This is a genomic window from Cryobacterium sp. M91, from assembly GCF_002929615.1.
GTDB classification, from domain to species: Bacteria; Actinomycetota; Actinomycetes; order Actinomycetales; family Microbacteriaceae; genus Cryobacterium; species Cryobacterium levicorallinum.
Map to the genome: position 1 here is coordinate 21,195 of NZ_PJJT01000077.1, position 11,714 is coordinate 32,908.

General features: G+C 66.6%; 9 protein-coding genes and 1 pseudogene. 7 read left to right on the forward strand and 3 right to left on the reverse strand.

Going from position 1 to position 11,714, the window contains the following annotated elements; all coding sequences use genetic code 11:
- Positions 1 to 42 precede the first annotated feature (42 nt).
- Positions 43 to 1,647 (reverse strand): S1C family serine protease, encoded by a 1,605-nt coding sequence (locus CXY80_RS05680; protein WP_104131900.1) that lies wholly within the window; start codon positions 1,645 to 1,647, stop codon positions 43 to 45.
- A gap of 117 nt (positions 1,648 to 1,764) precedes the next feature.
- Here CXY80_RS05680 and CXY80_RS05685 point away from each other — a divergent pair, with 117 nt between their 5' ends.
- On the forward strand, positions 1,765 to 2,994 hold the full coding sequence (locus CXY80_RS05685) for an aminotransferase class I/II-fold pyridoxal phosphate-dependent enzyme (protein ID WP_104131901.1): 1,230 nt from the start codon (positions 1,765 to 1,767) through the stop codon (positions 2,992 to 2,994).
- Between the two features lie 71 nt (positions 2,995 to 3,065).
- Here CXY80_RS05685 and CXY80_RS05690 read toward each other — a convergent pair.
- Positions 3,066 to 4,108, reverse strand: a pseudogene (locus CXY80_RS05690) (alkene reductase).
- A 395-nt stretch (positions 4,109 to 4,503) separates the two neighbouring features.
- Here CXY80_RS05690 and CXY80_RS05695 point away from each other — a divergent pair.
- Positions 4,504 to 5,508: an alpha/beta fold hydrolase gene (locus CXY80_RS05695; RefSeq protein WP_104131902.1), complete on the forward strand. Its 1,005-nt coding sequence runs from the start codon at positions 4,504 to 4,506 to the stop codon at positions 5,506 to 5,508.
- A 228-nt stretch (positions 5,509 to 5,736) separates the two neighbouring features.
- On the forward strand, positions 5,737 to 6,081 hold the full coding sequence (locus CXY80_RS05700; RefSeq protein ID WP_233195045.1) for an ATP-dependent DNA ligase: 345 nt from the start codon (positions 5,737 to 5,739) through the stop codon (positions 6,079 to 6,081).
- Positions 6,082 to 6,101: 20 nt separating this feature from the next.
- Here the strand turns inward: CXY80_RS05700 and CXY80_RS05705 are convergent, their stop codons facing one another.
- A complete protein-coding gene (locus CXY80_RS05705) occupies positions 6,102 to 6,932 on the reverse strand; it encodes a carbon-nitrogen hydrolase family protein (RefSeq protein WP_092450195.1) in 831 nt (276 codons plus the stop codon).
- A 143-nt stretch (positions 6,933 to 7,075) separates the two neighbouring features.
- Here CXY80_RS05705 and CXY80_RS05710 point away from each other — a divergent pair, with 143 nt between their 5' ends.
- The 4 genes from CXY80_RS05710 to nadA all read left to right on the forward strand — a co-directional run bounded on the left by CXY80_RS05710 (position 7,076) and on the right by nadA (position 11,713).
- Positions 7,076 to 8,617, forward strand: coding sequence for a glycosyltransferase family 39 protein (locus tag CXY80_RS05710; RefSeq protein ID WP_139226646.1), 1,542 nt, complete (start codon positions 7,076 to 7,078; stop codon positions 8,615 to 8,617).
- A gap of 4 nt (positions 8,618 to 8,621) precedes the next feature.
- Entirely contained in the window at positions 8,622 to 9,389 is a 768-nt protein-coding gene (locus tag CXY80_RS05715) for a polyprenol monophosphomannose synthase (RefSeq protein WP_104131903.1), read from the forward strand.
- A 280-nt stretch (positions 9,390 to 9,669) separates the two neighbouring features.
- On the forward strand, positions 9,670 to 10,329 hold the full coding sequence (locus CXY80_RS05720) for an NUDIX domain-containing protein (RefSeq protein WP_233195049.1): 660 nt from the start codon (positions 9,670 to 9,672) through the stop codon (positions 10,327 to 10,329).
- A 40-nt stretch (positions 10,330 to 10,369) separates the two neighbouring features.
- On the forward strand, positions 10,370 to 11,713 hold the full coding sequence (nadA, locus tag CXY80_RS05725) for a quinolinate synthase NadA (protein ID WP_104131904.1): 1,344 nt from the start codon (positions 10,370 to 10,372) through the stop codon (positions 11,711 to 11,713).
- Position 11,714 lies beyond the last annotated feature (1 nt).

The window sequence follows — 11,714 nt, forward strand, 5'->3', positions numbered from 1 at the left end:
GCCGGCGAGCCGGCGACGCGATGTGCAGGAAGGGAGCGGGGCTTAGCTGGTCAGCTCGCCGACCGTGACCGAGACGGTGAACGACTTGCCGTCCCGCACATAGGTGAGGTCAGCGGTTCCACCGGCCGGGAGTACCCGCACCTGGGCGGTGAGGTCGATCGCGTCGGTGATCGGCACACCGTTGAAGTTGGTGATCACGTCGTCAGCTTGCAGGCCGGCCTGTTCGGCCGCACCACCGGAGCTGGCTTCGACGATGAGGGCACCCACCGTGCTGCTGGTCGAGCTCGACGCGTCTCTGACGCTCGCACCGAGCAGGCCGTGCGTGGCCGTTCCATTGGCGATGATCTCATCGGAGATGCGCTGGGCGAAGTTCGACGGGATCGAGAATCCCACGCCGATGCTTCCGGCCGCCGACGACGCGGTCGTGCTGCCGGCGCTCGCGATGGCCACGTTGATGCCGATCAGCTCACCGGCGTCATTCAGCAGGGCGCCACCGGAGTTACCGGGGTTGATGGCGGCATCCGTTTGAATCACGGGGAGGGAGATGCTCGCGGTGGCACCCTGGGAGCCCTGCGACTGTTCGCCGTTCTGGTTGGGGAAGTCGAAGAAGAACGGGTTCTGGCTGTCGCCCTCGTCGGGTACCGTCTGGTCGGGCGAACTCGGTGCGGCCGAGCTTGCGACGGTGATGCTGCGGTTGAGGGCGCTGACGATGCCGTCAGTGACCGTGCCGGACAGGCCGAGGGGGGCGCCGATGGCGATGGCGCTGTCGCCGACGTTGAGCTCGGAGGAGTCACCCCAGGTGATCGGGGTCAGGCCGCTGGCGTCGGTCAGTTTGATGACGGCGAGGTCGGAGATGGGGTCGGTGCCGACGAGCGTAGCGGTGTACAGCTTGCCGTCGTTGCTCTTGACCTCGATCGTGACGTCCGAGGCGGCTCCGTCGAGCGTGACGACATGGGTGTTGGTGAGCACGTAGCCGTCTTCGGTGAGGATGACCCCTGAGCCGGTACCGCCCGAGGAGCCATTGGCGACATCGATGGTCACGACGCTCGGCGAGGCCTTCGCGGCGACGGCGGTGATCTGATTCACGCTCGTGGAGTCATTGACCACGACGTTGCTCGGGCCGGAGGCTTCGCTGACCCGGACTCCGTTGCTCTGGTTGCTCATCATCAGGGCGGTGATGCCGGCACCGGATGATCCGCCGACCAGGGCGCCGATGGCGAGGGCGGCGATGAGCGCGACGCTGCCTTTGCGGCGACCGGATTCCTTGGTCTTGCCGGCCGTGAACGGCTGCCCGGGGTAGGAATTAGCGGTGGCGTAGTCCTGCGGGGCGACGCTGGGGGCGTAGGCAGAGGCTGTGGCGGTCTCGACGGGGCGACCGAAGGCATCCGTCGGGTAAGTGGAGGTCGGGTTCGCGGCCGGGTAGCCGGTCTCAGTCGCGGCAGGCTGGGTTGGTGCCTTGACGACCGGCACGGCGGGCTCGGAATTCGTCGGCGGGGCGGTCGGGGCCGAGGGTGCGGCCGGCGCTTCGGTGGGTGGCACCGGCGGTACCGTGGGCGGAGTAGCCTCGCCGGACTCATTCACGGCAAAGGCTGCTGCGTCATCAGCCGGATCGGGGGTGGTGCCAGAATCTTTATTGTTGTCGGTCATCGGGTGCTCCTTCCAAGCGTTGCCAGCTTTGCGCCCGAACCTGAACGTTCGGTATGTACGGCCTGAGAGCATTCAATGATCAAGCCGAGACCTTGCCGAGGCGATAGTTTGGAGCCCATGCAGGACTCTTTCCACACAGAACATACCCCGATCGTCTCGGGTGCCTGGCGACGCACAGCCTGCGGGGCCGGGCTCCTCGCGGAAGACGGCAGCGTTGCAGCGAGTATATTCGCCGAGATGAGCGCGCTCGCCGCGCGCACCGGTGCCATCAATCTCGGACAGGGCTTTCCGGATGAAGACGGACCGGCCGAGGTTCTCGAGGCCGCCCGCCAGGCGATCAGCGACGGGGTGAACCAATATCCGCCTGGGCGCGGCCAGCCGGTCCTCCTCGAGGCGATTGCCCGGCACCAGCAGCGGTTCTACGGGCTGAAGCTCGACCCCGGCAGTGAGATTCTGGTCACGGCCGGCGCAACCGAGGCGCTTGCGGCGACCATTCTGGCGCTGATCGAACCGGGTGACGAGGTCGTGACCTTCGAGCCGTTCTACGATGCCTACGGCGGACTGATCGGCCTGGGTGGCGGCATCCATCGAACGGTTCCGCTGCGTGCTCCCGACTTCCAGCCCGACCTCGACGCCCTGTGCGCCGCCGTGACCGATCGCACCCGACTGATCATCGTGAACGATCCGCACAACCCGACCGGCGCGATATTTCCCCGGGAGACTTTGGAGCTGATTGTCAAGCTCGCGCACCAGCACGACGCGTTGATCGTCACGGATGAGGTGTACGAACACCTCACGTTCGGGGCGCCACACATTCCGATCGTGACGCTGCCGGGGGCATGGGAGCGCACGGTCACCATTTCATCCGGAGGCAAGACGTTCAGCCTTACCGGCTGGAAGGTGGGGTGGCTGAGTGCACCCGCCAAAATCGTGACCGCCATTCTCGCGGTCAAGCAGTTTCTCACTTATGTGAACGCGGCGCCGTTTCAGCCGGCCATCGCGGTGGGGCTCGACCTGCCGGACGCGTATTTTGCGCACATCGCCGCCGAGATGAAGGGCAAGCGTGATGTCCTGGCCACGGGGCTTCGCGCGGCCGGATTCGCCATCAGCGTGCCGCAGGGCTCGTACTTCATCGTGGCGGACGCCACACCGCTCGGTTTCACCGACGGTGCCGACCTCTGCCGCCGGCTCCCCGAACTGGCCGGGGTGGTCGCGGTGCCGATTGCGGCGTTCTGCTCCCCCGCGCACCGGGGCGAATATGCGCCGCTCGTGCGGTTCGCCTACTGCAAGAAAATAGAACTTCTGGAACAGGCGTCGGCCGAGCTGGCCGCCCTCAAACCACGCTAAGTTTCGCGAGAGCGCAAAAAGTGCCCGATTGAGAGTGTCAATCGGGCACTTTTTGCGCTCTCGCGGGGTAGTTAGGAAGCCAGGGCGGGGTAGTCGGTGTAGCCGCGGGCGCCGTCGGCGTAGTAGGTGAGCGGGTTGGGCTCGTTGACCGGCAGGTCCTCCTGCCAGCGACGCAGCAGGTCGGGGTTCGCGATGGCCGCGCGACCGACCACGACGGCGTCCGCGACGTCGTCACGAACCAGGGCGAGGGCTTCGTAGCGCGAGGTAATCACACCGAATCCGCTGTTCACCAAGAAGTTGCCACCGAAGCGCGCCCGCAGGTGTTGCACGAACTCCCCGGCCGGGTCGGCGTGCAGCACGCTCAGGTAAGCCAGGCCCAGCGGGGCGATCCCGCCGAGGAGGGCGCCATAGGTGGCCGCGAGGTCGTCGGCATCCGTTTCGAGGGCATCCTGAATGTTGTGCTCGGGCGAGATGCGCAGGCCCACCTTGCCGGCACCGATCGCCGCGGCGACCGCCGTGACAACGTCGATGACGAAACGGGCACGATTCTCGGGCGAACCGCCGAAGGAGTCGCCCCGCACGTTGGAGGCCGGCGAGAGGAATTCGTGCAGCAGGTAGCCGTTGGCGCCGTGCAGCTCCACGCCGTCGAATCCGGCCGCGATGGCGTTCTTCGACGCGCGCACGAAGTCCTCGATGATGCCGGGCAATTCCTCGGCGGTCAGTGCGTGGGGCACGGGAAAGTCCTGCTTGCCGTCGTAGGTGCGAGTACTTCCGGTGATGGCGATCGCGCTGGGCCCAACGACGCGGTAGCCGCCGGTGGTGGCTTCGTGCGTGACCCGGCCGGCGTGCATGACCTGGGCGACGATGCGTCCGCCGGCGGCGTGCACGGAGTCGGTCACGGCCTGCCAGCCAGCGAGCTGCTCCGGTTCAACCAGACCGGGCTGGCCGGGAAAGCCTTGGCCGGCGTGGCTCGGGTAGGTGCCCTCGCTCACGATCAGGCCGAGTGTGGCTCGCTGCGTGTAATGCAGGGCCACCAGCTCGCCGGGGACCCCAGACTGGCCAGAACGGANGGGACCCCAGACTGGCCAGAACGGATGCGGGTCAGCGGCGCCATCACGAGGCGGTTGGGCAGCTGCAGGTCGCCGAGGGTCAGCGGGGAAAAGAGGTTCACGGATACTTCTTTCTGAAAATAACGAGTCAGCCGGTCAGTCAGATCGACAGGTTCAGGGAGGACTGGCGGGCGGTCGTCGCTCTTCGCCCGTAGGCGGCAACGGCCGCGGCGCACTCGATATTCCTGCCTGTTAATTGGCTCAACGCGTGCGCTTCCTGCGCGTTGAGATTTCGTGCCCCATCTTTGTCAGGGCTGGGAGCAATCCGGCGCGGTCTGCGCACCGAACTATGCACATGAGCATCTTGATGACCCGACCAACGAGCAGAAGCCTCTCCGTCGCGACCGCCCTTGATACTCCGGGGCCGCGGCCGAAGCCCGGTCCGCGCCCGGCGCAACCCGTGCCGGCACCGATCCCCGAGCCGGCCGCCCAGCCCCGACCGGCACCCCCGGCGACCGTGCTGGGCTACAGCCCGTTCGCGCTCGACCCGGATGCGCGTCATTTTGGGCTGACGACCAGTTCGATGCGGCTGCGCGGCGGCACCGTCGTCGTGCGGCATGGGCGCCGCACGACCAGCCAGACCGCGACCATTCTGCTGCACGGTGCTGCCGGATCCTGGACGACCTGGACGCCCCTGCTGCAGGCGGCCCACGCCACCGAACGTGATCTACCCGATCTGATCATTCCCGACCTGCCAGGATGGGGCGACTCGCCGCTTCCCGCGGATGAAGCAAGCCTGACCGTCGAGTCGATGGCCGAGACAGTCGCCGAGGTGGCGCGTGCCCTCGGCTATGAGCGGTGGAACGTCGTGGGTCATTCCATGGGAGGGTTCATCGCGTTGCAGCTGGCGGCGAGCGAGACGCGGGCGACAGCATCCGTCGGTCTGGTCTCGGCCACGTCGTTTTCAATCCAGGACAGCGTGCGCCACCCGATTCGCCACTTCTTCGTGTTGCCGGCGTTCACCACGCTGCTGCTGACGATGCGGATCCTGCGGCTGGGCGGCAGCGCCAGCCGTAGCCTGATCACGGCCCTCGCCCGACTGAATCTACTGCGCGGCCTCGTTGCGCCGCTGTTTCGCCGCCCCGGAATCATCGACGGGGCCGTGGTCGCCGCGATCGGAACCGAACTGCGTCCAGCCGGGTTCGTGCTGGCCGCTGTCCGCGCCGGCGCCTACGACGCAACCCGGCGGTGGGCTCAGATCGTGTGCCCGGTGCGCGCCGTGCACGGTGACGACGACGTATTTGTCACGGCGGCCGACGACGCGAAGCTGCGCGAGGTTGTGCCCCAATGTGTGATCAGCACGATTGCGGGAGCCGGGCATTTCGGTCAGATCGAACGCCCGCTCGAAGTGCTGCTCCGGCTCGAATTCGCCGCTCCGCTGCCGGTCGACCCCGCCACAACGTGACAATGCGCTGGGCACTTGCTGAACTGCTTGTATTTGTCCCCCCAACGGAGGACAGTGAGGAACATTACCCGGTTCCACGTAAAAGTGCAGGCTTCGCTTTCAATCGTTCCGGCTCCAGTGTTTCAACACCCTTCGCTTCTCGCTGAGGGCAGCACGACCGACCGACCGAAAGTAGCACTCATGGGCTCGCTTACATATGATCGAGTCGTCGTAGAATTCGAAGACCGAATGTTGGCACATCTGCAACTCGTGATCGTTCAGAAACTGCGCCACGGTGAGAGTTTTCTGCTCTCCTGGCGCGATACCACCGTGATCGGCGACGGGCGGAGTTCGGCCTGGCTGAACCCGGCAATTCCGCTCTATTTCAAGTTCGCCGGTGACCACGCCCCGACCATCAATCCGAACTGGGTCGCTCAACTCAGCCGTTCGGCGAACAGTTCCCAGGGGCTCGTCGTGACCGCCGAAGAGAGTGCGGCCGTCGACGCCACCCACACACCCAAGATTGAACCGGCCATCGGCATTCGGGCGGCCGCCCAGACCCGCGCGACCAAGGCGAGCGTCAGCGAACGCTAGCCGGGTCAGCGCCGTCAGAATCAGCGCGGCACGACGGCGAACCGGCGCAGCGCCAGGGCCGGGTTGATCGCGCGCACCGTTGCAACGCGGGCCGGTTCCAGAAAGGCGATCGCGACATCCGCTGCCTCACCAAGACTCACCAACGCGACGCCCATCGGGTCGATGATCATGCTCGTACCCACGCCGATCGGCGGCGTGTGATCGGCGGCGGCCACGAACACGGTGTTCTCGAGCGCCCGGGCCGTCAGCAGCGTGCGCCAATGGTGCTCCTTGAGGGGACCGCGCACCCACTCGGCCGGCACCAGCACCAGGGTCGCTCCGGCATCGACGAGGCGACGGGTTACTTCGGGAAAGCGAACGTCGTAACAGGTCTGCAGGCCCACCCGCAGTCCACCGACCTCGAAGATCTCGGGATCGTCGATGTCCCCCGGCAACACCCAGTCGGATTCGCGATCGCCGAAGGCGTCGTAGAGGTGCAGTTTGCGATAGCTCGCGACGAGGCATCCGGTCGGATCGACGGCGACGAGGGTGTTCGAAAACCGGGCCGGGTCCTGCGTTGTCTCGAGCATGCCGGCCACAATGTGGATGCCCAGCTCGGCTGCGAGCGCGGCGAGCGCCGTCTTGAACGGGCCATCGAGCGGCTCCGCGGCGGCCACGAAGGCCGGCCCGAGTTTGGGCTCGAAGAAGGCCGAGTACTCCGGGAACACGACCAGGTGGGCACCACGCCGGGCTGCGGTCGTGGCCAGCTGGCGAATCACGGCCCGGTTCTGCGCTTTATCGGTCCCCGGCGCGAACTGGGCGACGGCAACGCCCACCGCGGCTGGCTGGTCTGGCTGCGCTGTTGGGCTCATGGCGAAAGCCTAGCTGGCAGCCGATGCCGACACCGTGGGGCAAACGGATTGGTCTTTGCAGCAAATTCGGGGCGTTTCGATGGCTACCGTTAACAATTGCTGGGTAGGTTGACCGGGTGACCTCCGCTATCGCGCCTCATCCCTTGGCTTCTCGCGCGCTGGCCCGACCCGATTTCACCCTCCGGTCAACCGGATGGTCAGCCTTTCTCGTGGGTCTCGTCGCCTTCATCGTGTCGGTCGCCTGGTCCTGGCAGCCGTCGTACTGGGGCGATGAAGCGGCCAGTGTGATGTCCGCCGAGCGCTCACTGCCCTCACTGTTCCTAATGCTCGGCAACATCGATGCGGTGCACGGCGCCTACTACCTGTTTCTGCACGGCTGGATTGACCTGTTCGGCGCCTCCGAGTTCTCCACCCGGCTGCCGAGCGCGATCGCGATCGGCGCTGCCGCCGCCGGCACCGTCGTTCTGGCCGAAAAATTCATCTCCCGCCCGGCCGCGATCGGCGCCGGCCTGATCTTCGCTGTGCTGCCCCGAGTGACCTACATGGGGTCTGAGGCGCGATCGACGGCGATCGCGACGGCGATCGCCGTGTGGCTGACCGTGCTGCTGGTGCTCGCGGTGCGCAGCCGCACCGCGAGTCGCCGACGGCAGATCGCCCTGTGGGGTGGCTACTCCCTGCTGCTCGCATTGGGAATATACGTCTTCCTTTACCTGGCCCTGCTGCTTCCGGTACATGCCGTGGCGGTCGTGGCGCTGGCCCGCCGGCATCCGCTTCGCCGACCCACTGCCCGACTCTGGTGGAGCCTGGCACTCTGGCTGGGGGCAAGCCTGCTCGGGCTGCTGCTGGCCCTGCCCATTCTGCTCGCGGGCTCAGCCCAGCGGGAGCAGATCGCGTTCATCGGCCGCCGCCCAAGGGTCACCGTCTCTGAAGCCGCGGTCATGCAGTGGTTCGACACCGTTCCGGTCGCGATCATGGCCTGGGCGCTCATTATCGTGGCCGTAATGGCCGTATTTTTTCGGCTCCGCGGCACGCAATATCAGGCTGGTCTGCCCAGCCGCGGTGCGCTGAGCATTTTCCTGGCCTGGATGCTGCTGCCGAGCGGCATCCTCTTGATCGGCAACGAGTTAGTCACCCCCATGTACTCGACGCGCTACCTGTCGATCTGCGCCCCGGCGGTGGCCATCGTGATCGCCGTGGGGCTGGCCGCTCTGGCCAATAATTGGCTGCGCGCCGCAAGCGTTGCCCTGCTCGTGGCCACCATCGTGCCCGCCTACACCGTGCAACGCGGTGAATTCGGCAAGAACGAGGGCAGCGACTGGCGTCAGGCGGCGGCCGTGCTGGCCGCCGAGGCGCTGCCCGGCGACGGCGTCGTCTTCGACCAGAGCGTGCGCCCGTCGCGCATTCCGCGGCTGGCCATGCACCTCTACCCCGAGGCGTTCGCCGGCCTGCACGACGTGACATTGACCCGTGCCTACAGCGACACGGCCTGGCTCTGGGACGAAGTAGCCCCACTGCCCGACGCGCTTCCGGCCGTAGCGAACCTCAACACGGTCTGGCTGCTGCAATACTCGGGGAGTGCGGACTGGCGACATGAAACGGATGTCCGCACGCTGCAACTGCAAGGATTCCGCGTCGCCGAGACGACGCTGGTCAACCGCACCATCATTATTGAAATGACGAGGTAAGCCAGTGCCCCTGAACTCAGCAACCACCACGCTGGTCATCATTCCCACCTACAACGAGGCCGAGAACGTGGCCAGCATTGTTGAACGCGTTCGCTCGAGCGTCCCCGCGGCGCACATTTTGGTCGTCGATGACGCCTCCCCCGACGGCACCGGCAGCCTCGCCGATCAGCTTGCCGTCTCGGATTCGGCCGTACACGTTCTGCATCGCACCGACAAGACCGGCCTCGGCGCCGCCTACCTCGAGGGTTTCGGCTGGGCTCTCAGCCACGGCTATACCCAGCTTGTGCAACTCGACGCCGATGGATCCCACCGGCCGGAGCAACTCGCCAGTCTGCTGACCGCGGCCGAAACGGCCGACGTGGTGCTGGGATCGCGCTGGGTACCGGGTGGGGCCATCGAGAATTGGCCCTGGCATCGACGCGCTCTCTCCCGCGGCGGGTCCTTCTACTCCCGGATACTGCTGCGACTGCCCCAACACGACGCCACCGGCGGTTACCGGGTGTATTCGGCCCGCGCCCTGTCACGCATGGACCTCTCCAGCGTCGACAGCCTCGGCTACTGCTTTCAGATCGAGATGCTGCTGCACGCCGTGCGCGCCGACCTGCGCGTCGTCGAGGTGCCAATCACCTTCGTCGAGCGGGTGCGCGGGTCGTCGAAGATGAACCCGCGCATCGCGATCGAGGCGATGGCTCGGGTGACGCTCTGGGGTGTGACAGGCATGGGCATCAGCCGGGCCGGCGCGCGCGCAGCTGCCGCAGCCCGCGGAGCCTGACTCCCAACGAATTTCGTTGCGGACCTGTGTGCGCAACAACAACGGACGACCGCCGTGGATGAGTTGTGCCAGCCGGACAACGACGGGTTTTCGTCACATTCGGGTGTTTGAGTCAGTTTGACTATATGATGGATCCAGCAGTTAGAGTCAACTAGACCTTTACGACTGGATCCCCGTGCTGGAACATTCCGTACAGACACCCCCGATCGCGCAGCAGAGCCCGCTCGCCGTCGGAGACGCCCGGGCGAGCGCTGCGGGGTCAGTCGCTGCGGGTTCAAGCCTGGCCGTGTCGACCGTGATCTTCGCCCTGCGCCCCGACGACGAGTCCGGGCTCAAGACCCTGTGGCTGCCCCTCGTTCGGCGCACCCGCGACCCTCACCGAGACCTCTGGGCGCTGCCGGGCGGATGGCTGCCGGCCGACGAAGAACTTGCCGCAGCCGCAGCCCGCACCCTGCGCGAGACCACTGAGCTGTCGCCGCGCTACCTCGAGCAGCTTTATACCTTCGGCGATATCGACCGCTCCCCCGGGCTGCGCGTGGTCTCCGTCGTGTACTGGGCGCTGGTGCGCTCTGAGGTCGCGGAACGGGCATCCGTTGGTGAAAACGTGCGCTGGTTTGCGGCCGACCAACTGCCGCCGCTGGCGTTTGACCACAACCGCATCGTGGAATACGCGCTCTGGCGGCTGCGCACCAAGGTCGAATACGCCCGCATCGCCCACGCCTTTCTCGGTGACACGTTCACCCTCGCCCAGTTGCGCGAGGTACACGAGGCCGTGCTGCAGAAAGCACTCGACCCGGCCAATTTTCGGCGATCGATGGAGTCGAGCGGCACCCTGATCAGCACCGATCAGCACGTGGCCGGTGCCCGCCATCGACCGGCGCGGCTCTACCGCTATGACGGTCGCGCCAGCGAGCACGACCCGCCGGGGCCGACGCTCTAACCTCCTTCTCACTTCCCATCACTTTCCTAGGAGCACGACCATGACTATTCCCTCGGTCGAGACCACCATTCGTCTCATCGGCACCGGCAAAGCCGCCGGCAGCACGTGCAGCCCCGACCTGGCAACAGATCCGTGGGAATTCGACACCCGAGCCCCGGGCTACGGCCCCGGATCGTCGATGGGTGACGTTATTCCGGCCGGCTCTCCCCGCCAGGGCGCACTGCCCGAGCGTTACCGCACTGCCTCGCCGGAGGAACTCAGCGCCCGCATCGTCGAGGCCAAGAACGTGCTCGGCGACTCGGTCGTCATTCTCGGACACTTCTACCAGCGCGATGAGGTGCTGCGGCACGCCGATTTCGTCGGCGACAGCTTTCAGCTCGCCCAGGCCACCCAGAGCCGCCCCGACGCCGCCGCGATCGTGTTTCTCGGCGTGCACTTCATGGCCGAAACCGCCGACCTGCTCTCCGGGCCCGATCAGGCCGTCATTCTGCCGAACCTCGCCGCCGGCTGCTCGATGGCCGACATGGCCGACATCGACTCGGTCACCGAGTGTTGGGAACAGCTCGAAGACCTCTACGGCACCGAAGCGGATGCCTCCGGCCGGGTTCCGGTAATTCCGGTCACCTACATGAATTCCTCCGCCGCGCTCAAGGGCTTCTGCGGCGAGCACGGCGGCATCGTCTGCACCTCCTCGAACGCCAAGGCCGTGCTCGAGTGGGCCTTCGAACGCGGCCAGCGCGTATTGTTCTTCCCCGACCAGCACCTCGGCCGCAACACCGCCAAGGCGATGGGGGTGCCGCTCGACCAAATGCCGATGTGGAACCCGACCAAGCCGCTCGGCGGCAACACGGCCGAGCAACTCGACACCGCCCGCGTCGTGCTCTGGCACGGTTTCTGCAGCGTGCACCGCCGCTTCACCGTGCCGCAGATCGACGCCGCCCGCGCCGAGCACCCCGGCGTGCGGGTTTTGGTGCACCCGGAATGCCCGATGGCGGTCGTCGACGCCGCCGACTCGGCCGGATCCACCGATTTTATAGCCAAGGCCATCGCCGCAGCTCCGGCCGGTACAACGTTCGCCATCGGCACCGAGATCAACCTCGTGAACCGGCTCGCCGCCCAGCACCCCGAGCACAAGATATTCTGCCTCGACCCGGTGATCTGCCCCTGCTCGACCATGTACCGCATCCACGCCGGCTACCTGGCCTGGGTGCTCGAGGCGCTCGTCGGGGGCGGTGAGGCGCCGAGCCAGGTCCTCAACCAGATCACGGTGTCGGCCGATGTCGCTGTACACGCGCGCGTCGCCCTTGAGCGGATGCTGGCGGCCCGACCGCCGGCATCCATTGCGCCCACTGCTTTGCTGGACTCGCACCTGGTCGGCGCCTGAC